Here is a 20,629-nt window from a genome sequence, read left to right on the forward strand (position 1 = left end):
AAAGGACCGCGCCCTACTTCATCCACACCGGCAATAAGATGTTCCACTGTTGCTTTCCTAGAAAGTGTCTTCTATTGCACTAGGCTTATTTACTGGATTGCCGCGCGCGCTGTCATTGCGAGCGAAGCGCGACAATCAACAATGACGGATTAATGCGATAAAAGCTTAAGCAATGCATCAACTGCTTTTTCACTGGCGTGACAACGCAATTGATGATGCAATATTAAAAATTCCTTTTGCAGTGTACTAACGACTGTGGGATTATTCAAATAATAAAATAATGCTTCAGCCAATTTTTCAGGCGTTGCATTTTCTTGAATAAATTCGGGTACTAAGGTTTTATTGGCTAATAAATTAGGCAACGCAATGTGATCTACGTTGATTAAACATTTTGCCATCCAATAGGACAAAGCACTCATGCGATAAGCAACGACCATCGGTTTTTTAAGTAGCATCGCTTCTAAGGTGGCTGTACCAGATGCCAACAAAACAACATCCGCAGCAGCCATTACCTGACGCGATTGGCCTTGTATCAGTGTAATAGGTAGTTCGGGCGCTATCGCTAATTTAAGCGCTGTAAACTGTGCTGCTCTTTCTTGATTGACCATTGCCGCCACAAACACAAGTGCTGGATTTGTTTTATAGCAACGTTGTGCAGTTTCAAGAAATAATCGACCTAGATAATCAATTTCATTACGTCGACTGCCTGGTAATAATGCAATGATGGACGCAGATTCAGGCAATGCTAAATGTTTTCTAGCCTGCAAAACATCGGTTTCTAAGGCAATGTTATCGGCAAAAGGATGTCCCACACATTCCACAGGAATATTATTTTCTTGATAAAATCGTTTTTCAAAATGAAAGAGGGTCAACATTAAATCAACCGCCTTAGCAATTTTTTTAAGTCGCCATCGCCGCCAAGCCCACACACTGGGGCTGACATAGTGTATGGTTTTTATACCGTGTTGTTTTAATTTTTTTTCTACACCCAAATTAAATTCAGGTGCATCAACACCTATAAAAACATCAGGTGGATTCGCAATAAAGTGCTGAATTAATTGGCTGCGTAAACGCAATATCTGAGGAAGTTGCTTAAGAATCTCACCCAAGCCCATCACGGAGAGGGTTTCCATGGCAAACAAAGATCGACAGCCTTGTTTCTGCATTTCAGGACCGGCAATACCTTCTGCTACAAAGGCTATTCCTTTAATTTTTAACTGCTTGAGTAAATCAGCCGCTAATAGATCACCCGAGGTTTCACCGGCAACAATACCTATTCGTAGCGGGCGATTAGCGGATGATGCCACGATCAGAATTTTTGAGTGTGCTGGCCATTTGTTTTACCTGAGGATAATCCGCTATTGAAGATTCTAATTCTTCTAATGCTTGTTGCACGGTTAGATTCTTACGGAAAATAAATTTATACGCCGCACGTAAGGCATTAATCGTTTCATCACTAAATCCATTGCGCCTTAAGCCTTCTTTATTAAGGCCACACACTCTGGCGTCATGCCCTCCCTCTACTAGCACATAAGGCAAAACGTTTTGTCTTACCATACTACCTGCCGCAATAAAGCTATATTCTCCAACCTTACAAAATTGATGTACTGCACTATAAGCGCCCAAAATAGCGTAGTCACCTACCGTAACATGACCTGCTAATGCGACGTTATTTACAAAAATAGTATGATCACCTATCAGGCAGTCATGCGCAATATGCGATCCAACCATGAAAAGATTATGATCACCGATTTTAGTTAACCCTTTATCTTGTGTTGTGCCTCGGTTAATCGTGCAATATTCACGAATAACATTATGATCACCGATTTCAAGATGGGTTTTTTCGCCTTGATATTTTTTATCTTGCGGATCATCCCCTATCGATGCGAATGGGTAAATTTTATTCGCCTTACCAATATGGGTAGGGCCTTTTAAGACAACGTGAGAACCGATGATTGTTCCCTCGCCTATTTCAACGTCGGGACCAATAATAGTCCAAGGACCAACTGAAACGTTTTCCCCTAGCTTTGCTTTGGGATCAATTTTAGCTTGCGGATCGATCATAGTTAGGACCTTCTCCCAGCGCCCATCAATTCCGCTTCACAGGCTAGCTCTCCATCCACTTTTGCTTTGACTTTACACTTCCAAATATCACCTTTAACCTTTAATACCTCGGCCTCAATACGCAATTGATCTCCAGGCACTACAGGACGTTTAAAACGTGCGTTATCAATCCCGGCAAAAAGATAAAGGAAACCTTCCTTATTGCGCTCCTTATTTGCATGCAAAGCAAGGATACCCGTTGCCTGCGCCATGGCTTCTAAAATAAGCACGCCTGGCATAATGGGCTTTCCGGGAAAATGACCTAAAAAATAAGGTTCATTCACGGTGACATTTTTAATTGCAATAATCGACTTGCCTGCCTCTATCGCAATAACTTTATCAATCATTAAAATAGGATAACGTTGCGGCAAATAAGTTAATATTTCTTGTATGTCCATCGTATTACTCATAATTCTTACCTAGTTTAATAGACTCTTCGCACTTGAATTCTCAGCTGTGTTGCCGAAAATCCCATTGCTATGAGCATAGACCGCTAAAAAGGTCTATTCTTTTTTCTTAATTTCTTTAGCAAAAAAACTTTCGATTTTTTTTAAACGTTTAACGATTTTATCAAGCTGACGAAATCGAGCACTATTTTTTTGCCATTCTCTTTGTGGCTGCACCGATTGCGTTGAGGAGTAAATCCCTGGTGTATGGATAGAATGAACGATACTGGACATACCCGTAATCATGACATTACCCACTATCTCAATATGTCCATTGATACAGACGCCGCCACCAATCATACAATTTTTGCCAATATGTGTACTACCTGCAATACCTGTACAACCCGCAATCGCTGTATTTTCACCGATGTGTACATTGTGACCGATCTGAATTTGATTATCTAGTTTGACGCCTTTAGCAATCACGGTATCTTCTAAAGCGCCTCTATCAATGCTGACATTAGCCCCTATCTCTACATCGTCCCCAATAATGACTTTACCTAATTGAGGAATTTTTACCCACGCGTCTTTTTCTTTCGCCAAACCAAAACCATCGCTACCGATCACACTGCCACTATGAATGATCACACGTTCACCAATCACGGTATCCGCATATAAAGTCACATTCGGCTCTAAACGACTATTAGCCGCAATAAAAATACTTTCACCGAGTTGGCAACCCGAGGCAATCACAACACCCTCGGCGATAGAAGTATGATTGCCAATCACACAAAAAGCACCAATAGACGCACTGGGGTGTATCTGACACTGTTCACCAACTACCGCGGTGGGATGTATACCGGCTAGCGTGTGTCTTGGCTTTTCAAAAAGTTTAGCAATTTTTGCAAAGGCAAGATAAGGATCCGCCGTGACTAAACTATCACAAGGCGAATCGGCCGCATATTCTGGACGTAGAATAACAGCTGAAGCCTGTGTATGAGAAAGATATTTTAGATAACGTTTATTATCTAAAAATGAAATCTGACCCGACTTTGCATTTTGCAACGTCATGATTCCACTGATAGTACGATTGGCATCGCCTTTTAAATCAGCATTGATTAAACGCGCTATTTCTTCTAATCGATAGGAGCGCTGCATGCATTAGCTCTATGCTTTATACTTTTCGCACTTAAGCATTTGGCTGTGTTCCCGCTCAACTCGCCATCCTCATGTATCATCCATACACTCCGGTGGCTTCGTTTTCGCGGCGCCTTGCCAAATACTTCATTGCTATGAGTATATTAAAAGTCAATTTAGAGTGGCTTAAGTTTTTTAGGCTTTTCTTAAAGCGTCTAAAACCTGTTGGGTAATATCCAAATCACTCTTAGCGTATAAAGTACTGCCCTTTTGCACGACGAGGTCAAGACCAGTTTGCGAAGCTAATTTACTCACCACGCTGTCTAATTGCTGGCTAAAACCGTGTAAGGAATCACTTTGTTGCTTAGAGAGATCTTTTTGAAAGGAAGCTACCATGCTCTGAACATTATTACGATCCATCATGATTTTCTTTTCTAAATTAGCGCGCTCATCGACTTTCATAACCGCTGCATTTTTTTCTAAATTTTGCGTTTCGTTTTGTAAGTTGTGCTGCGCTTGAACGATTTGATCTTGTCGCCCTTTAAATTGCTTGGTTAAACTATCATTAATTTTAGCTATCTGTGGAGCTTTTTGCAGTATAGATTGCATATCAACAACTGCTAACTTCACACCATCCGCCTGGGCATTAGCCGCTAGCAAGGTAAACAATGATGCAAGAGATAATAGACAGACCTTTTTCATTATCAGCTCCTTAAATAAGCTTATACTAGAAACCAGTTCCAATGTTGAACTGGAAGACTTGGGTTTGATCGCCTGGCTTTGGATTGATTGTCTTAGCCACACTAAAACTCAATGTTACATTAAAAACAGGCACTCGCCAATCTACATTAAGACCGGTTGAATAGCGTACAGGGCCTGAGGCAGTCCCCCCACGCGGATTATTTGCTTGAGTGACGCCTAATGTAGAATAAATGTTACCTGCATCTACAAAGACGCTTGTTCTAACCTTCTCAGAGACAGAAGCCGGCATAGGAAAAATAAGCGCCACACTTCCTGCGGTCATGATATTACCCCCTAAAGGATAACCATTACTATCTCTAGGTCCTAAAGAACTCACCTCATAACCTCGGACTTGGCCATCTACGCCTATTCCCCCCGCATAGTAGTTAGCGAAGAAAGGTAATCCGGTCGTAGAAGCAAATCCATTTCCATAACCCAAGTTTAAACGGCTTTGCAGTATGAAATCATGGCCTAATGGAAGGTAATCTATGCCGGTATAATTGGCTTTGTAATAGTCCAATGGTTTACCACCGACGGGTAAGGCCAATTGCGCACTGGCGCTTTGGTAAAGTCCTTTTTCTGGAAAAACAAGCCGATCTAAACCATTACGCGTCCAGCCTATACTCAGTAAAAGCTGATTGAATTGTGTACCGTGCTGCGTAACAAAGTTTTGTACTTCCGTCGATAATTGACTAAAGGGCGGCAAATTGAGTTGTAACTTTTGCAAACCACCTGAAAGTTGCAAGGTGTCGCCTTTATTATCGAAAGGAATACTATAATGTAGATCACCACCATAGGTATTCGTACTATACGTCGTTGTATTCAGATTACTGGGCGTAGAACGCTGGAAGAAAAGATCAAAACCACGTTGCACACCGTCTAAGGTGTAATACGGATTGTTATAGCTAATACTATAGATAGTCGCCGCACGCGTATTATTAAAGTTAAGACCCAAGGTATTACCGGTTCCAAACACATTGTTTTGATTTAAGGAAGCACCGATCACGGGACCGTTGGTACCATAACCTAAACTAAATAATGCTTGCGCCGCATGCGCTTCGTTAATATTTAAATCTAAATCAACTTGATCCGTATATCCTGGAATAGGCACGGTATTTACTTGGGGTTCACCCTCTAAAAAACCACTCAAGCTCAGCTGTCTTATAGACTCTTTCATATCGCTGCCTGAGAATAAACCACCTTCTTGTTGTCGTAATAAACGCCTAAAGACTTCGTCTTGTGTTTTTAAGTTACCTGAAATATTGATGTGTCGTACATAAATCTGATTACCTGGATCAACATAAAAGGTAAGAAAAACCGTTTTATTTTTCTCATCGACATCGGGCAAGGTGTTAACTGTCGCAAAAATATAACCAAAATCACTTAATGCTTTTTTAATACCTTCTTCTGCATCCACTACTTTTTGTCTAGAAAATGCTTCGCCGGTTTTCATTTTGCGCAGAACTGATTGCAATTTACCTTGATCTAATAAAGCACGCCCCGCCAACTCATAACCACGAAATTTATACTGTGGCCCTTCTGTGACATGAATAATAATATAAGCTGTTTTTCTATCCGGTGTTAACGTAACCTGGGTAGAATCAGCCTTAAATTTAAGATAACCGCGATCAAGATAATAAGATTGCAAAGCTTGCATTGCAGCGGCTAATTTCGTTTGATTGTATTGATCGGAGTTAGTAAAGAAAGACCAAAAATGTGCAGACGATACAGGCAATGCACCCAACAACTTTCTTTCACTAAAAACATGATTGCCGATAATAGAAATACCGCCTATTTGCACGGTAAGCCCTTCAGATATCTCAATCCGAACGGAAACTCGATTATTAGCTTGCGGAAGAATAACTGGGCTAACACGTGCAGAATATTTACCCATCATATCGTATTGCGATCGAAGCTGGGAAACCATTCGATTTAAAACGGATTTATCCAACAACCGCCCTTGAACCAAGCCTATTTTTTTGAGTATTTCATCGAGTTTATCTTTGGGAATTTCTTTGTTACCCGTGATGGTTACTTCACCAATCGTCGCCCTTTCGACCACATTAATAATTAAGGTATTTCCTTGCTCTTGCAAACTCACATTACTAAAAAAACCAGTCGCATACAGCGCATCGATTATCTGTGACGATTGTTCGGGATTAAACGTTTGCCCCGTTTTCACGGGCAAATAACTCAAAACGGTATCCCGGCTTATTCCATGCAATCCTCTAATATCAATACGACTTAGAAAAAAAGCCTGTGCCTGCAGCGGTAATAGGGTTGCTAGCAAAGCAATTGTTGGTAAACAAAATCTAAATAAACGGTACATGTGAGTTATTTTTTAAATAAAGTTATAAAGTAGCTGTGTGGATGCCCATCATAGCAGTATCTGATAAAGATGCCATACACTCTTCGCACTTGACATCAGCTGTGTTCCCGCTCAGTTCACAATCCTCATGTATTTTGCATACATTCCGGTTGCTCACCTTCGCGGCGCCTTGCCGAAAACCCCATTGCGATGAGTATACTTTTCTGTGCTTGTTCAACCATTTCTAAGGCCACCGCACGGGCTAAACTGTCATCTTCTAGGATCACTTCTACGCTGACAACCGGACGTGAATGGATCTTTTCGAGTACTTGCTGATTAAGTGAGGCGATCTCCGTAAATCGAATTTTCCCTTCTAAAAAAGCCTGGACCATGATTTCATTCGCAGCATTAAGAATCGTGGTAGCCGTGCCACCTATTTTAAGCGCTTGCATCGCTAAATCCAAACAGGGATAACGCGCTGCTTCAATCGGTTTAAAATCAAGTTGTGCTACTTTTAGCAAATCCAAACGCGCTGCAGCATTTTCTAATCGTTCAGGCCATGCTAAAGCATAAGAAATAGGAATACGCATATCCGGACTACCCAATTGGGCTAGCATCGAACCATCGAGGTATTCTACCAGTGAATGGATAATACTTTGTGGATGCAACACCACTTCTATTTGATCAGGTGATAATCCAAATAAAAAATGCGCTTCTATAACTTCAAAACCTTTGTTCATCAACGTGGCTGAATCAATACTAATTTTTCGTCCCATCACCCAATTAGGATGTTGGCAAGCCTCTAATGGTGTTGTTTCTTTAAGCTGCGCCAGCGGTTTATTTCGTAACGCGCCACCGGATGCAGTTAAAATAATCTTAGATACTTCTTTGGGTGGAATGCCCGGCTCAAAACTGCCATACAAACATTGGAAAATAGCATTATGTTCGCTATCGATAGGCAATAGCGTTATTTGCGAACGTTTCGCTTCCTCTATGAATAAAGGACCCGCCATCACTAGCGCTTCTTTATTCGCTAACAATACCTGCTTTTTGGCTTTTATCGCGGACAAAGTCGGTAATAATCCCGCGGCGCCTACAATAGCGGCCATGACGGTATCTATCTCAGAAAGACTCGCCACATCGGCCAATGCTTTAGCACCAAACAATACTTCCGTACTTAAAGATCTTTCTCTTAAACGTTGCTGTAAATTGTCCGCTAACTTTTCAGTACTCACCACCACATACGTTGGTTTATATTGAATACACTGCTTAAAAAGTAATTCAATATTATGGTGCGCCGTTAATGCAATAATTTTAAAACGATCCGGATGTTGGCCAATAATATCTAAGGTATTGACGCCGATTGAGCCTGTTGAACCCAGAATAGTTAAGGCCTTCATAAAGCTAAACCTAGTAATAATAGAGATCCCGCAAAGACGGGTGCCGCTGCCAATAAACTATCAATACGATCGAGAATACCACCATGACCCGGTAACAAATGCCCACTGTCTTTTAATCCTTCTAAGCGCTTTAATTGGCTTTCAAACAAATCGCCTGCAATGGAAGCTAAACCGGTCGCTACGATAATTAAAAATATTTCCCCTAATGAAGGCTTAACGCCCTTGAAAAGCGTTTGAATCAGCAACCCTGCTAAAAAAGTAACCAGCAATCCTATCAGCATGCCTTCCCAAGTCTTTTTAGGGCTCAAGGTAGGTGCCAATAAATGTTGTCCCCAGAGACGACCACTCGCATAGGCTGCTGAATCCGCCAGCCAAATAATCAGCAACATAAACAACAGATAAAAAGGTATTAAATGCAGCGCCTGAAGCGCCACCCAACATAAGGTCATGATTAACCAGCCTAAACCCGCTCTTAGCATAAGCGGTATCGTCGGTAACACCGGCCTTCTTCGCGCCCAGAGTAAATAAATAGAGAGAAACACCCAAAAAATCAACCCAAAAACGATAATCCCGCGCCATGGGTTAAGTCCTGGAAAAAACATCAGCAGCCACAGAATCATAGCCTGTAAAGCCACGTATAAAATGCGTTTTTTAATATCAATTAAACCACTTAAGCGTGACCATTCCCATGAGCCTAGCAGCATAATGATAGCGGTGATGGCCATAAAAGCAGGAGAGGATAAGTAAAAAATACCCCCTACCACCAAAGGAATTAAGATGAATGCCGTTAAAATTCTAAGTTTAAGCATTGAGTTCCGAGAGTTGTTCGCTGGTGTAACCAAAGCGTCGTTCCCGCTGCGAATAAAAAAGGAAGGCTTTGTGCAATTCTTCTTCATTAAAGTCAGGCCATAACGTCTCTGTAAAATAGAGTTCGGTATAAGCCAACTGCCATAAAAGAAAATTGCTAATACGGTATTCGCCGCTGGTACGGATTAATAAGTCAGGAGGAGGCAGATCAGACAAACTTAAATAACGTGCAAATAAATCCTGAGTAATGTCTTCAGCTTGCAGTGTGCCGGTCTTAACTTGCTGCGCCAGGGCTTGCACCGCCTGAATAATATCCCATTGGCCACTATAATCGACTGCAATAATGAGCTTTAAACCGGTATTTTTTGCGGTCAGTTGCTGCGATTTTTCTATCCATTGGCGTAAAGGTTCTTTAAAACGCTTTAAGCTGCCCACCATCCTCAATTGTACATTGTTTTGATTGAGCTTTTCGATTTCACCTTTTAAGGTATTAAGAAAAAGTGTCATCAAATGATTCACTTCTTGGGGCGGCCGCTGCCAATTTTCACTACTAAAAGCAAACAGCGTCAGTGCTTCCACACCCTTTTCGCCACAGGTCTTAACAATTTTACGAACAACTTTTAACCCTTCTTGGTGACCCAACATACGGGGCAAATGCCGTTTTTTAGCCCAACGACCATTTCCATCCATAATAATAGCCAGATGGCGAGGATGTTTCGCAGAAGAAGTGGCGGAAAGCGTTTGCGTCATAAAAAGAGCACTATACCTGCATCAGTTCTTTTTCTTTTATACCGGCTACTTTTTCTACATCGCTAATCGCGCGATCGGTCACTTTCTGAATCATGTCTTGAGCGCGGCGCTCTTCATCTTCAGTGATTAATTTTTTCTTTATCAACTCTTTAAACTGATTATTAGCATCCCGACGATGATTACGGATAGAAACACACGCGGCTTCGGCTTCTTTTTTAACCAGCTTACTCATTTCGCGTCGACGCTCTTCGGTCAGCGCTGCCAATGGCACACGCATCACATTACCAGCCGTCACCGGATTTAAACCCAAATCTGATTTTCTAATGGCTTTTTCGATAGCAGCCATCAATGATTTATCCCACGGTGTCACCAACAATGTTCTCGCATCAGCAACGCTGATACTCGCCACATGATTTAAAGGCACTTCTTTATCATGCTGGGGAACACGCAGTTGCTCTAATAAACTAGGATGCGCTCTACCGGTACGTAATTTAGCAAGATTAAATTCCAACGCCTCAATAGCTTTTTGCATACCTTGTTCGGCGGCTAATTTGATTGAATCAATACTCATATTTTTTACTCCCCTTTACTAACCAAGGTACCTTTCTTTTTACCTTGAATAATGTCACGCAAGGTGTTTTTAGATTGGATATTAAACACATGAATAGGTAAATTATAATCGCGACATTGAGAAAAAGCGGCTAAATCCATGATACCTAACTCTTCTTCTAACACTTTTTGATAGCTTATATGTGAATACAAAGTTGCATTCTTATCTTTCTTCGGATCAGCAGAAAATATGCCATCCACATGCGTTGCCTTTAATAACACATCCGCATTAATTTCTATACCACGTAAACTAGCGGCAGAATCCGTACTCACTAAAGGATTACCCGTTCCCCCCGCAAAAATAACGATATAGCCTTTTTCTAAATAACGCTTTGCTTTATGCCGTTCAAATAATGTAGCTAAACTTCCCGTGGAAATAGCTGACATAATTTTTGCTACTTTGCCACGCTTTTCAAATGAATCCCTTAAAGCCAGTGCATTGATAAAAGTAGCCAGCATGCCCATTTGATCACCCGTAATGCGATCAATCCCTATTTGCGCTAAAGCGGCGCCTCGAAAAAGATTTCCACCACCAATAACAATACCAATTTGAACACCTAAATCGGCAACTTCAATAATTTCATCAACAATGGCATGGAGGATAGTAGGATCAAGGGCTTGAGAAGTCTTTCCATTCAGTGCTTCTCCACTGAGTTTAAGTAAAATGCGACGATACTTAAGTGGGTGTGACGTCATAGAATTAACACGCTGTTTTAACTAAGAGTTGGATGATAACCTTTTCTCCACTTCCCTGTCATCCTCGGCCTGCACCGAGGATACAAAAGTAAAGCTTACTACTGCAGATTTTTATACTATGAGGCTTTGACTTGCGCCATGACCGCTTCAGCAAAATCTTCTTTAGGCTTTTCTATGCCTTCTCCTACGGCAAAACGAACAAAACCAACCACTTTGGCCTGTGATTCACGCAGCAATTTTTCCACGTTCATCGTTTCATCTTTAATAAAAGGTTGTCCCAACAAAGTTACCTCATTAAGAAACTTTGTGATTCGACCGGCAATCATTTTATCAATAACGGCTTGTGGTTTACCGCTAGCCTGTGCTTGTGCCGTAAAAATTTCTCGTTCCTTTGCAATGACATCATTAGAAACATCATCGGCTGAAACTACTAAAGGATTATTAGCAATAATATGCAAGGCTAAATCTTTCGCTAACTGCTCATCGCCGCCTTGTAGTTGCACAATAGTACCCAGTCGTCCCGTATGAACATAGGAACCTATGACGCCACCGGCCTTTGCATCAACAAAGGCTAAACGTCTAATCTGGATATTTTCGCCTAACTTAGCAATCAAATTCTGGCGGGTAGTCTCTACAGACTCGCCCGTTCCAGGGAAAGAAGCCGCTAAAAGTGTTTCTACAGAGTCTATATGCTTATCCAACGCTAATTGTGTTACCGCATCAACAAACTGTTTAAAGTTTTCATCGCGGGCGACAAAATCCGTTTCACAATTAACTTCTAAAATAATAGAACGTTCTGCATTCGACTTAATAACAATTAAACCTTCTGCTGCAATACGACCTGATTTTTTCTCAGCCTGGATTTGACCTGATTTACGCATCGCATCTGCCGCGGCATCTAAATTACCCTCAGCAGCGGTTAATGCCTTTTTACAATCCATCATACCGGCCCCTGTTCGGGCACGTAATTCTTGAACCAGCGCGGCTGTTATTGGTGTTACCATGTTTTTATTCTCCCTTTTTATCCGCTACCGTTTCAGCAACTTTTTCTTCGGCGTCCACTACTTGCGCTTTTTCAGCTTCTTTCGCAGGAATATCCGAAGCATTGTCTGCTTTTGATCGCGCTTCTAAAATTGTATCTGCCACCATTTGGGTATAAAGCTCAATGGCACGTGCCGCATCATCATTACCAGGAATGATGTAATCAATCCCTTCAGGTGAATGGTTGGTATCCACGACACTGATAACAGGTATCTTTAACTTTTGCGCTTCAGCAATGGCGATATCCTCGTAACCTCTATCAATAACAAATAAGGCGTCAGGCAAACCGCTCATATCCTTGATACCACCCAGACCCCGCTCTAATTTATCCATTTGGCGTTGTAAATTGAGGGCTTCTTTCTTGGTTAATTTAAGAAAACTACCATCTAAGCTTTGTGCTTCTAACTCTTTCAGCCGTCTAACGGACTGACGAATCGTACGGTAGTTTGTCAAAAGCCCACCTAACCAACGATGGTTAACATAGGGCATACCACAACGCTTCGCTTCAGCTTTCACTAAATCTTGCGCTGCTCGCTTTGTTCCTACAAATAAAATCTTACTACCCGGTCTTGCAGCGATTTTAGCCACATAGTTGAGGGCTTCAGTAATATAATCACGAGTTTTTTCTAAATCGACGATGCTGATTCCGCTTCTAACGCCATAGATATAAGGCGCCATTTTAGGCTCACGGAAACAGGTGCGGTGACCAAAATGTACACCGGCTTCAAATAATTGTCTTAATGTTGCTGTTGACACAGTTCTTACTCTCCAAAATCGCGAAACTTACTCTCGTTATTGCCTAGCAATCGAGTTAAAAATGCTTCGCTGGGTTAAACCTCCACCTATCAATACCTGAAGACTACCCCGCACAAATCAAAAGCCTAGGCTTTTGGCGTAACGGCTATAGCCACCCTCGGATACCTTAACAATAGGTGTGTGAAATAACGCCTTATACTCTTCGCACTTGAATTCCGACTGTGTTGCCGAAAATTCCATTGCTGTGAGTACATTAAGCGCGATGTTTTATACCATAGAGCCCCCCCAGAAACAACTTAAGAGCCCTCTGGAAACAGCGCGTCCCACCACCCGATCAGGATCGAACAAACCCTAAAATGTAAGCCAAATACTGATCTAATTGATTAAAAGGGAAGCTTAAGGTTCGATAAAGCTTATTCCTATAAGATAGGATTATCTGATGCCTGTCCCTTCGTGTTGATGCATAAAAATAATAACAGTCCCATTTACATGAAAAATAATATAAAAAACCCGCTAGATGTGCCTGTTAATTTAGACCAGCTCGCCCGTACCAGTAAACCGCTTCAACTACCGAATGCCTGCTATGAAAGCCTGACTACAAAAAATAGCGATAACACGCCTTATGCGCGTTACCGCTTTAAGCTCAAAAAATTTGGGGTGCTGATTATTTCACTGGCTTATGCGGATGAAGGTCAAACCCTGCAACGCATTGCCGAAAATATCGATATACCGCACAAGCACAATGACCGGGAGTCTTTTGTCTGGGATATTAAAGTAGCTGCCGAAAGCGCTACTGCCGATTATCTAGCCCGTTCCCACCAGGCCAATGAGTTTTATTTACATACGGATTGTTCATACGAAGAAAAAGTGCCTGATTATTTTGGTTTATATGTCTTAAATCCAGACCAATTTGACGGCGGTAAAAACCTAATCGTAGATCACCGGGATTTAATACCGCGCTTATCTAAAGAAAGTTTATATGTATTACAAAACCATCCCGTTACTATCAAGGTACCGCAAGAGTTTTATAAAGGCATCACCGCTATAACAGCGCCCATCATTGATAAGGATTTAAATCTGCGCTATAGACGTGAAATCATCGATCTAGAAAAATTAACCAGCGCACAAAAAACAGCCCTACATGAATTTGAAAATTTGGCTTATTCAACGCAACATACGCGTCATTTAGCTTTAGATAAAAATCAAATCCTTTTATTACATAATAAAAGGTATCTGCATGGAAGAACCCTAATAAAAGATAAAAAAAGACATTTAAAACGTATTCATTTTTTTGAAAAGCCTTAATAACAAGGCAAATTAATATAAATAAACGCTATGAACCCTATCAAACAACTGTTACCTGAAGCCTTAACCGATTATTTGCAATTCAAACAAGATAAAAATAATTTAATTAAACAATTAAACAAAAAGGCATCCCCCGCAATAGATTTTAAAAAATACGACTTTAATCCTTATCCCTTATTGCTCAGCCAAACATTAATTGATCAGATAAAAGAGGCACATACCTTACTCACAAAAGCTGTCACGCAAATAGTCACGCATTTTTTTAAAGATCATGCTATACAAAACATGCTATCGCTACCCGATAAAACACTTAATTTATTAGCCACATGCCAGTATAAACCTTATCAACTCGGCGCCATTCGCCCGGACTTTCTTTTTGACAACGACTACCATATAAAAATATGTGAAATAAATGCGCGATTCCCGAGTAACATGTTTATATTTAGCGAATATTTATATGAAGAAATGTTCCAAAAATATAAGCGTCCATCGATGAGACAGGAAAGCATTGTGAAAGCAATGCGAAGTCGAAGAGCCCGCGATAGGCGTGCGTTGACGGGCGAAGCAGGAAACGCATCACGCCGTAAAGTCATTTGTGGGAGGCACGGGCATGAACTCCGAAGGAGTGACTGCGTGCCGGACGCAGGACGTATCGCGGCCTAATTTCAGTCGCGTCATGCGAACGAATTTCGGGGACACGATGGCCGAAATTCTTCGGGAGCATAGCGACTCACTTGCCTTGAAGCTTAGCCAACCCTCGATCAACAGCACAACCACAATACAAGCGTTTTTTGATTTAAAAAAATCAATTCATACGATGAGACAGGAAAGCATTGTGAAAGCAATGCGAAGTCGAAGAGCCCGCGATAGGCGTGCGTTGACGGGCGAAGCAGGAAACGCATCACGTCGTAAAGTCATTTGTGGGAGGCACGGGCATGAACTCCGAAGGAGTGAGTGCGTGCCGGACGCAGGACGTATCGCGGCCTAATTTCAGTCGCGTCATGCGAACGAATTTCGGGGACACGATGGCCGAAATTCTTCGGGAGCATAGCGACTCACTTGTTCTTATCGCCAAAGAAAAAAGCGCTGAAATTTACTTATTAAAAAACAAACTGTTACCTAATCTTTCGCATGCAAACGTTTTTACTACTTCGCCTGAAGAACACCTATTAAACAAAACTGAAGAAAACGAACAATTTATACTAAATTTACAACAAGAAGAATTATTGGCGATGGACCCTAAACTACTCACTCAAATAAGCGATAACCTTTATTTTAATGATCTAAGAACGATATTTATAGCACACGATAAACGATTGTTTGCCGTATTATGCAATAAAAACATTATGTCCAACTATCTGAGCACCGACGAATTGAATCGCTTGCACCAGTATGTGATACCAACGTATTTAATCGATGAAAAAATCAAACGTCTTGCAGACGCTAATAAAGACGCTTGGGTTTTAAAGAAATTTTCGGGTGGTAAAGGCGAAGGCATGACGATTGGTAAAGAAACACAGCCATCGGCATTTAAAAAAATATTAGCAACGGCTGCTTTAGATACAATTGCCCAACCTTTTATTGAACAACCTTTGTTTAATCTTATCAACTATCATTCTGCCGATAAAAAAAACAGCGATGACGCGCTCTATTTAGTGGGTTCAATTCTCAGCTTTAATAATCAATTATTAGGTCCTGGATTATTTAGAGCATCCGCTAAAACAGTCATCAACGCCACCGGCGGTGGCGCTACGTTTTTTACAGCGCTTTATTAAAAAAACAAATCACTGACTGTGGAAGTGCTAATATATAAACTAATCTTGTTAGCTAGTTACTTTATAAGGAGCCATCGATGCAGCCCTATGTACTCATCCTTTACTATAGTCGTTATGGTGCCGTTGCAAAGATGGCACAACAGATTGCGCGCGGTATCGAAGAAGTAAGCGATATAGAGGCACGGATTCGTACGGTGCCTGAAGTTTCTACGGTTTGCGAGACCACCGCGGCTGAAATTCCTAGCGAAGGACCGCCTTATGCCAGCATTGAAGATGTACGCGACTGCAGTGGATTAATTTTGGGTAGTCCGACGCGTTTTGGGAATATGGCAGCCCCCTTAAAACATTTCGTTGACCATCTGAGTGGCCTATGGTTTTCAGGCGCGCTGGTTAACAAACCGGCTGGTTTTTTTTCTTCTACCTCTAGCTTACACGGTGGACAAGAAACGACCTTGATTAGCATGATGTTGCCATTGCTGCATTTAGGCATGCTTGTGGTTGGCGTACCTTATACAGAAGCCGATTTGTCCACTACCCAAACCGGCGGAACGCCGTATGGCCCCACGCACATGGCAGGAAAAGATAGTAAAAACCCACTCAGTGATGAAGAAAAACGGCTTTGCAAAGCCTTAGGAAAAAGAGTTGCCACCATTGCACTCAAGTTACACTAAAGCGCTAAAATCGTTTTTACTAAAGGAATCGTTAATTTGCGCTTTAAACTTAAGGTCGCGCTATCTAATTGTTCAAGCGCTGAAAAAAGTTTATTGGATTGACGAGGAAGTCGTAACAATAAAAATTGACCGACCTCATCAGAAAACTCTAAGCCTCTTAAGCGTGCGCGCTGTTGCAACGCCAACAATCTTTCACTGTCGTTTAATTCGCGCACTTGTAACAAAACACCGCTCGCTAACCTAGACACTAAATCTTGTAATGAAAAATCTAAACCTTTAGGAATACTTTTTGCCGCTACTAATAAATAGTGCATTTGTTCCTGTAAACGATTATAAAAATGGAATAACGCTTCTTGCCAAAGCCGATCACCCGCAATACTCTCAAGCTCATCCACACAAACCATGTCAACCGTTTCTAAACCATGAAAAATTTCTGGACTACTGTTTTTTTTCAGCGCACCCAATGGCAAATAAGCCACCGAAAAACCGCGCTTTTGTGCCTCATGACAACACGCATGTAACAAATGTGTGCTACCTGCACCCGGATTTCCCCATATATAAATATAAGGTTCTCCCATTTTTAAAGAAAAATTATGCAAACACTGCAATAAAACAGAATTATTGGTACTGGTATAAAAATTTTCAAAGGTATTCGCATCGGGTGGCTGAATAGGAAGAATAAGTTGCGTTGTCATATCTTATAATAACTCTCGCTTTGGATTTTTTGCACCGACTTTTAAATAAAAAGCGGCATGCCTTGCCCATACCCAAGTATATTGAACGAAGCTCAGTAATGTCGTAACAAACACCGCTTCAACCAGATGCTGGATAACAAGATCGGGTAAGGAAAAAAAAGCTAACTTGATAATTAATAAAGTTACTAAGACCAGCTGCAAGAAAGTATTTAATTTACTAATCCAAACCGGTTTATAGTCTAAAGGGCCAACCCAATAGCGATAAATAAGCGCACCACCCATAATCCAAATATCACGCCCTATGACCAGCGCCGTTAACCAGAGTGGAATTTGATTGAGATAAGCCAGAACAATAAAACTCCCCATGAGTAATAATTTATCGGCCAGTGGATCCAATAAAGCACCTAAGTGCGTTGTCCAGCCAAAGAAACGTGCTAATAAACCATCCAAGGCATCACTTAAGCCGGCTATTAAAAATAGATAGAATGCAAAAGGATAACACTTCTTAAGTAAAGCCCATAGAATAGGACCTATTAGTACAAAACGAATACAAGTAATTAAATTCGGCAAGTAACGTAGTTGTATTCGGATCATTTTTTTGGCTTAATCAGACTTATCATAGGATCAATTATAGCTATGCTTAAACCAGAACTCATTAACCAACTCATAAAAAAGTTCCCTCAGCTATCGACTTCCGTCGTTAAACGAAGTGTTGAACAATTAGTCAAAACGCTAGAACAAGCGTTACAACAAAGCCGTCGCATAGAAATCCGTGGTTTTGGAAGTTTCTCTTCCCATTATAATGCCGCACGCTCTGCTTTTAATCCCAAAACAGGCCAACATTTTTTAGCGCCTGAAAAATACCGACTTCATTTTAAAATGGGGAAAAATCTAAAACAGCGTATTAATCAACCCTCTAAGCATATCGACCAAGAATTAGACGATAATAGATAGTGTTTATACAGCCGAATTAGCTTGTTCCAAGAAGTCCATTAAAGCATAGCATAATGCTTTAGTCCCTACACGTTGCAAGGCTGAAATTTCAAAAAGGGGTCTATCGGAAGAAAGTTTACTCTTTAAGCGTTGATACGCTTCTTCTAATTCAGGTGTAGTGAGCAAATCGATTTTATTCAACACAAACCATCGTGGCTTAGCGGCTAGCTCAGGACTGTATTTTTCAAGTTCTTCTTCAATCGTGGCGATATTAACCAGCGGATCACTGCCATCTGCAGGACAAACGTCAACCACATGTAAAAGTAAGCCAGTACGTTCCAAATGTTTAAGAAAACGAATACCCAGACCGGCACCCTCAGCGGCACCCGTAATAAGGCCAGGTATATCTGCGATAACAAAGCTACGTGCATATTCTAAACGCACCACACCTAAATGCGGTTGTAGCGTCGTAAAAGGATAATCTGCTACTTTGGGTGTAGCCGCCGATACGGAACGGATTAAGCTAGATTTTCCTGCATTGGGCAAGCCAACCAGTCCTACGTCTGCTAATAACTTAAGCGAAAGCTTTAAACGGCGGGTTTCCCCTACTTGGCCGGGTGTAAATTGGCGGGGACTACGGTTGGTGCTACTTTTAAAACGCGCATTTCCTAAGCCGTGCCAGCCTCCCTGAGCGACCCGTTGCTCTTGGTCTGAGACCATCAAATCGCCAATAAACTCTTCCGTATCCGCATCATATATCTGCGTTCCTACGGGCACTTCCAGGATCAAATCATCGCCTTTTTTTCCGGCGCAATCACTCCCTTTGCCGTTCTCACCCCGTTTCGCCTTATAAAGACGGTTATAATGGAAATCAATCAAGGTGTTCAGATTAGCACTGGCCTTCAAATAGACACTGCCACCGTCACCGCCATCGCCGCCATTAGGCCCGCCTAAAGGGATAAATTTTTCCCGACGAAAGCTGACACAACCCGCGCCACCTTTCCCTGCTTCTACCAGGATTTCTACTTCATCAAGAAATTTCATAAAAAAACCCCGTCAAGCGGGGTCATTAAGTTAGTAATTAACGTTTAGCTTGCTTGTGCTTGCTCTTGAGCGTCGGTCGTTATTGGCATAACAGAGACATACTGTCTTAGTTTAGGACCTTTGCGCATAAACTTAACCGCACCTTCGACTAAAGCGAATATAGTGTGATCTTTACCGATTCCGACGTTACTACCAGCATGGTAATGTGTGCCGCGCTGACGGATAATGATATTACCTGCCTTCACAAACTCACCACCAAAATGCTTTACGCCTAGACGTTTAGAGTGGGAATCGCGACCATTTCGGGTACTACCCCCTGCTTTTTTGTGTGCCATTAGGACAAACCCCTATAAAATTTCTGTAATTTTAACTGCGGTATAATGCTGCCTATGCCCCATCTGCTTACGATGATGCTTACGGCGGCGAAACTTAATAATTTTAATCTTATCATGGCGGCCATGTTCAACCACGGATGCCGTCACTTTTGCATCGGCCAAGTAGGGTGTACCCACTTTTAGATCAGCCGCTTCACCTGCTACTAATAAGACAGGAAACTCAACGGTCTCACCTACCTCAGCGGACAATTTCTCAAGCTTTATCAGCTCGCCTGGTGCTACTTTATATTGCTTTCCACCTGTGGAAATAACTGCGTACATATCTTAGAATCTCCAAAAACACGCGAAGACTTCTTTCCAAACGGAGCTAAACTCAGTTTAGAAAGAAGTCTGTCAACAAACGGTCTAAAACCGTCCGCATTCTAAGCGATTCTGGGGTTTGAGGCAAGAACCTAGTACCCATCTGATTTTTTTATTAGCGCTTGACCGATTGTATGGCATCCGATTACTATAAGCGGCCTTTTGATAGCTAATTCCCCGATAGCTCAGTCGGTAGAGCAAATGACTGTTAATCATTGGGTCGCAGGTTCGAGTCCTGCTCGGGGAGCCAGATATATCAAGGTCTCATGCCATTTTCAGACAATCCCTCAAATCCCCGTGCCGGACTTTTGCCGGAGCTAGCCAACGATCGTCGGTTTCGCTTTAAAATAATTAACTTCTTTCCACTCTCTACATCGCACGCCTTGTTCGCAGCACGAATTAAGTTGTTGTACTCAGCTTGGGAGTAATGAGTCGTAATCCGTTCACTTTTATGCCCTAGCAAGTCTTGACGGTCTTCAAAGCTCACCTCAGCCGCACGTAAACGTCGTCCAAAGGTATGTTTGAGATCGTGTACCCTCACTTGAGGTAAACCAGCCCGCTTCCGTGCTTTATTCCAAGCTGAATTTGACATCCGTGTTACAGGCTTACCTTTAAAAGTAAACACATACTGCGAATGAACTCCCCGCACTTCCTCAATCACTCGATGCGCTATCTTATTTAAGACGACAAGCCGTTCTTCTCCATTCTTAACTTGCCATTCAGGAATTAAAAAGCAAGTGAGTCGCTATGCTCCCGAAGAATTTCGGCCATCGTGTC

26 protein-coding genes and 1 tRNA gene (1 of these 27 cut by a window edge) are annotated in these 20,629 nt (G+C 41.7%); 7 read left to right on the forward strand and 20 right to left on the reverse strand.

Translation table 11 applies throughout. The annotated features are described in order from the left end of the window. The 14 genes from rnhB to rpsB form a co-directional block, all read right to left on the reverse strand. Positions 1-47 carry the start of a ribonuclease HII gene (gene rnhB, locus KX723_RS05995; RefSeq protein WP_218813492.1) on the reverse strand. 535 nt of this gene lie to the left of the window's left edge, so the window shows 47 of its 582 coding nt (coding positions 1-47); its start codon is at positions 45-47; the stop codon falls past the left edge of the window. A gap of 102 nt (positions 48-149) precedes the next feature. Further along, positions 150-1,307, reverse strand: a complete 1,158-nt coding sequence (gene lpxB, locus KX723_RS06000) for a lipid-A-disaccharide synthase (RefSeq protein WP_218813493.1) — start codon at positions 1,305-1,307, stop codon at positions 150-152. Then, positions 1,291-2,064, reverse strand: a complete 774-nt coding sequence (gene lpxA, locus KX723_RS06005) for an acyl-ACP--UDP-N-acetylglucosamine O-acyltransferase (RefSeq protein ID WP_218813494.1) — start codon at positions 2,062-2,064, stop codon at positions 1,291-1,293. Before lpxA ends, lpxB begins: the two co-directional genes overlap by 17 nt. Before the next feature lie 2 nt (positions 2,065-2,066). Next, entirely contained in the window at positions 2,067-2,513 is a 447-nt protein-coding gene (gene fabZ / locus KX723_RS06010; RefSeq protein ID WP_218813495.1) for a 3-hydroxyacyl-ACP dehydratase FabZ, read from the reverse strand. A 93-nt stretch (positions 2,514-2,606) separates the two neighbouring features. Then, positions 2,607-3,647 (reverse strand): UDP-3-O-(3-hydroxymyristoyl)glucosamine N-acyltransferase, encoded by a 1,041-nt coding sequence (lpxD, locus tag KX723_RS06015; RefSeq protein WP_218813496.1) that lies wholly within the window; start codon positions 3,645-3,647, stop codon positions 2,607-2,609. 174 nt (positions 3,648-3,821) lie between these two features. Next, positions 3,822-4,328, reverse strand: coding sequence for an OmpH/Skp family outer membrane protein (locus tag KX723_RS06020; RefSeq protein WP_218813497.1), 507 nt, complete (start codon positions 4,326-4,328; stop codon positions 3,822-3,824). 25 nt (positions 4,329-4,353) lie between these two features. Then, positions 4,354-6,696, reverse strand: coding sequence for an outer membrane protein assembly factor BamA (gene bamA, locus KX723_RS06025; protein WP_218813498.1), 2,343 nt, complete (start codon positions 6,694-6,696; stop codon positions 4,354-4,356). Positions 6,697-6,821: 125 nt separating this feature from the next. Beyond that, positions 6,822-8,075, reverse strand: coding sequence for a 1-deoxy-D-xylulose-5-phosphate reductoisomerase (gene ispC / locus KX723_RS06030; protein ID WP_218813499.1), 1,254 nt, complete (start codon positions 8,073-8,075; stop codon positions 6,822-6,824). Next, the gene (locus KX723_RS06035) at positions 8,072-8,884 is read right to left on the reverse strand and encodes a phosphatidate cytidylyltransferase (protein WP_218813500.1); all 813 of its coding nucleotides are present in this window, start codon (positions 8,882-8,884) and stop codon (positions 8,072-8,074) included. The genes ispC and KX723_RS06035 overlap by 4 nt, the downstream gene beginning before the upstream one ends. Continuing rightward, positions 8,877-9,632, reverse strand: a complete 756-nt coding sequence (gene uppS / locus KX723_RS06040) for an undecaprenyl pyrophosphate synthase (protein ID WP_218813501.1) — start codon at positions 9,630-9,632, stop codon at positions 8,877-8,879. The genes KX723_RS06035 and uppS overlap by 8 nt, the downstream gene beginning before the upstream one ends. 10 nt (positions 9,633-9,642) lie before the next feature. Then, positions 9,643-10,203: a ribosome recycling factor gene (gene frr / locus KX723_RS06045; protein ID WP_218813502.1), complete on the reverse strand. Its 561-nt coding sequence runs from the start codon at positions 10,201-10,203 to the stop codon at positions 9,643-9,645. A 5-nt stretch (positions 10,204-10,208) separates the two neighbouring features. Then, positions 10,209-10,937 (reverse strand): UMP kinase, encoded by a 729-nt coding sequence (gene pyrH / locus KX723_RS06050; RefSeq protein WP_218813503.1) that lies wholly within the window; start codon positions 10,935-10,937, stop codon positions 10,209-10,211. Between the two features lie 116 nt (positions 10,938-11,053). Continuing rightward, positions 11,054-11,941: a translation elongation factor Ts gene (tsf, locus tag KX723_RS06055; RefSeq protein ID WP_218813504.1), complete on the reverse strand. Its 888-nt coding sequence runs from the start codon at positions 11,939-11,941 to the stop codon at positions 11,054-11,056. Between the two features lie 4 nt (positions 11,942-11,945). Then, entirely contained in the window at positions 11,946-12,734 is a 789-nt protein-coding gene (rpsB, locus tag KX723_RS06060) for a 30S ribosomal protein S2 (RefSeq protein WP_218813505.1), read from the reverse strand. Between the two features lie 489 nt (positions 12,735-13,223). Between rpsB and KX723_RS06065 the strand changes: the two genes are divergently transcribed. From KX723_RS06065 to wrbA, 5 genes are all read left to right on the forward strand, one after another. After that, the gene (locus tag KX723_RS06065; protein WP_218813506.1) at positions 13,224-14,039 is read left to right on the forward strand and encodes a TauD/TfdA family dioxygenase; all 816 of its coding nucleotides are present in this window, start codon (positions 13,224-13,226) and stop codon (positions 14,037-14,039) included. A gap of 30 nt (positions 14,040-14,069) precedes the next feature. Beyond that, positions 14,070-14,702 carry a hypothetical protein gene (locus KX723_RS06070; protein ID WP_218813507.1) on the forward strand — a complete coding sequence of 211 codons (633 nt, stop codon included), beginning with the start codon at positions 14,070-14,072 and terminating at the stop codon, positions 14,700-14,702. 37 nt (positions 14,703-14,739) lie between these two features. After that, on the forward strand, positions 14,740-15,027 hold the full coding sequence (locus KX723_RS06075; RefSeq protein ID WP_218813508.1) for a hypothetical protein: 288 nt from the start codon (positions 14,740-14,742) through the stop codon (positions 15,025-15,027). A 37-nt stretch (positions 15,028-15,064) separates the two neighbouring features. After that, complete coding sequence (locus tag KX723_RS06080; protein ID WP_218813509.1) at positions 15,065-15,814, forward strand: ATP-grasp domain-containing protein; 750 nt, start codon at positions 15,065-15,067, stop codon at positions 15,812-15,814. Between the two features lie 77 nt (positions 15,815-15,891). Beyond that, positions 15,892-16,485, forward strand: a complete 594-nt coding sequence (gene wrbA, locus KX723_RS06085) for an NAD(P)H:quinone oxidoreductase (RefSeq protein ID WP_218813510.1) — start codon at positions 15,892-15,894, stop codon at positions 16,483-16,485. Here wrbA and hda read toward each other — a convergent pair. Together hda and KX723_RS06095 are read right to left on the reverse strand one after the other, a co-directional pair. Beyond that, a complete protein-coding gene (gene hda / locus KX723_RS06090) occupies positions 16,482-17,180 on the reverse strand; it encodes a DnaA regulatory inactivator Hda (RefSeq protein WP_218813511.1) in 699 nt (232 codons plus the stop codon). The two genes, wrbA and hda, sit on opposite strands and share 4 nt — an antisense overlap. Positions 17,181-17,183: 3 nt before the next feature. Then, positions 17,184-17,774 carry a CDP-alcohol phosphatidyltransferase family protein gene (locus KX723_RS06095; RefSeq protein ID WP_218813512.1) on the reverse strand — a complete coding sequence of 197 codons (591 nt, stop codon included), beginning with the start codon at positions 17,772-17,774 and terminating at the stop codon, positions 17,184-17,186. A 42-nt stretch (positions 17,775-17,816) separates the two neighbouring features. On the opposite strand from KX723_RS06095, the gene KX723_RS06100 reads away from it, so the two are divergent. Continuing rightward, positions 17,817-18,134, forward strand: coding sequence for an HU family DNA-binding protein (locus tag KX723_RS06100; RefSeq protein ID WP_218813513.1), 318 nt, complete (start codon positions 17,817-17,819; stop codon positions 18,132-18,134). Between the two features lie 3 nt (positions 18,135-18,137). On the opposite strand, the gene cgtA is transcribed toward KX723_RS06100, so the two are convergent. The 3 genes from cgtA to rplU are packed head-to-tail and all read right to left on the reverse strand — an operon-like array spanning position 18,138 to position 19,813. Next, a complete protein-coding gene (gene cgtA / locus KX723_RS06105; RefSeq protein ID WP_218813514.1) occupies positions 18,138-19,157 on the reverse strand; it encodes an Obg family GTPase CgtA in 1,020 nt (339 codons plus the stop codon). A gap of 44 nt (positions 19,158-19,201) precedes the next feature. Next, positions 19,202-19,492: a 50S ribosomal protein L27 gene (rpmA, locus tag KX723_RS06110; RefSeq protein WP_218813515.1), complete on the reverse strand. Its 291-nt coding sequence runs from the start codon at positions 19,490-19,492 to the stop codon at positions 19,202-19,204. 12 nt (positions 19,493-19,504) lie between these two features. After that, positions 19,505-19,813 (reverse strand): 50S ribosomal protein L21, encoded by a 309-nt coding sequence (gene rplU / locus KX723_RS06115; RefSeq protein WP_218813516.1) that lies wholly within the window; start codon positions 19,811-19,813, stop codon positions 19,505-19,507. A 213-nt stretch (positions 19,814-20,026) separates the two neighbouring features. Between rplU and KX723_RS06120 the strand changes: the two genes are divergently transcribed. Next, positions 20,027-20,102 (forward strand) — tRNA-Asn (locus KX723_RS06120). Positions 20,103-20,108: 6 nt separating this feature from the next. Here KX723_RS06120 and KX723_RS06125 read toward each other — a convergent pair. Next, positions 20,109-20,513 carry a tyrosine-type recombinase/integrase gene (locus KX723_RS06125; protein ID WP_425516582.1) on the reverse strand — a complete coding sequence of 135 codons (405 nt, stop codon included), beginning with the start codon at positions 20,511-20,513 and terminating at the stop codon, positions 20,109-20,111. Positions 20,514-20,629 lie beyond the last annotated feature (116 nt).

The sequence above is a fragment of the Rickettsiella endosymbiont of Dermanyssus gallinae genome (assembly GCF_019285595.1).
In the GTDB taxonomy this organism is placed as follows: Bacteria; Pseudomonadota; Gammaproteobacteria; order Diplorickettsiales; family Diplorickettsiaceae; genus Rickettsiella_B.

Excerpts from the sequence above, each read along its gene's own strand:
- lpxD (WP_218813496.1), bottom strand. The coding sequence starts at position 3,647 with ATGCAGCGCTCCTATCGATTAGAAGAAATAGCGCGTTTAATCAATGCT.
- KX723_RS06100 (WP_218813513.1), top strand. The coding sequence starts at position 17,817 with ATGCTTAAACCAGAACTCATTAACCAACTCATAAAAAAGTTCCCTCAG.
- lpxA (WP_218813494.1), bottom strand. The coding sequence starts at position 2,064 with ATGATCGATCCGCAAGCTAAAATTGATCCCAAAGCAAAGCTAGGGGAA.
- bamA (WP_218813498.1), bottom strand. The coding sequence starts at position 6,696 with ATGTACCGTTTATTTAGATTTTGTTTACCAACAATTGCTTTGCTAGCA.
- KX723_RS06080 (WP_218813509.1), top strand. The coding sequence starts at position 15,065 with ATGGCCGAAATTCTTCGGGAGCATAGCGACTCACTTGTTCTTATCGCC.
- KX723_RS06035 (WP_218813500.1), bottom strand. The coding sequence starts at position 8,884 with ATGCTTAAACTTAGAATTTTAACGGCATTCATCTTAATTCCTTTGGTG.
- frr (WP_218813502.1), bottom strand. The coding sequence starts at position 10,203 with ATGAGTATTGATTCAATCAAATTAGCCGCCGAACAAGGTATGCAAAAA.
- wrbA (WP_218813510.1), top strand. The coding sequence starts at position 15,892 with ATGCAGCCCTATGTACTCATCCTTTACTATAGTCGTTATGGTGCCGTT.
- ispC (WP_218813499.1), bottom strand. The coding sequence starts at position 8,075 with ATGAAGGCCTTAACTATTCTGGGTTCAACAGGCTCAATCGGCGTCAAT.
- KX723_RS06070 (WP_218813507.1), top strand. The coding sequence starts at position 14,070 with ATGAACCCTATCAAACAACTGTTACCTGAAGCCTTAACCGATTATTTG.
- uppS (WP_218813501.1), bottom strand. The coding sequence starts at position 9,632 with ATGACGCAAACGCTTTCCGCCACTTCTTCTGCGAAACATCCTCGCCAT.
- cgtA (WP_218813514.1), bottom strand. The coding sequence starts at position 19,157 with ATGAAATTTCTTGATGAAGTAGAAATCCTGGTAGAAGCAGGGAAAGGT.
- KX723_RS06095 (WP_218813512.1), bottom strand. The coding sequence starts at position 17,774 with ATGATCCGAATACAACTACGTTACTTGCCGAATTTAATTACTTGTATT.
- hda (WP_218813511.1), bottom strand. The coding sequence starts at position 17,180 with ATGACAACGCAACTTATTCTTCCTATTCAGCCACCCGATGCGAATACC.
- tsf (WP_218813504.1), bottom strand. The coding sequence starts at position 11,941 with ATGGTAACACCAATAACAGCCGCGCTGGTTCAAGAATTACGTGCCCGA.
- fabZ (WP_218813495.1), bottom strand. The coding sequence starts at position 2,513 with ATGAGTAATACGATGGACATACAAGAAATATTAACTTATTTGCCGCAA.
- KX723_RS06020 (WP_218813497.1), bottom strand. The coding sequence starts at position 4,328 with ATGAAAAAGGTCTGTCTATTATCTCTTGCATCATTGTTTACCTTGCTA.
- rpmA (WP_218813515.1), bottom strand. The coding sequence starts at position 19,492 with ATGGCACACAAAAAAGCAGGGGGTAGTACCCGAAATGGTCGCGATTCC.
- pyrH (WP_218813503.1), bottom strand. The coding sequence starts at position 10,937 with ATGACGTCACACCCACTTAAGTATCGTCGCATTTTACTTAAACTCAGT.
- KX723_RS06075 (WP_218813508.1), top strand. The coding sequence starts at position 14,740 with ATGGCCGAAATTCTTCGGGAGCATAGCGACTCACTTGCCTTGAAGCTT.
- KX723_RS06065 (WP_218813506.1), top strand. The coding sequence starts at position 13,224 with ATGAAAAATAATATAAAAAACCCGCTAGATGTGCCTGTTAATTTAGAC.
- rplU (WP_218813516.1), bottom strand. The coding sequence starts at position 19,813 with ATGTACGCAGTTATTTCCACAGGTGGAAAGCAATATAAAGTAGCACCA.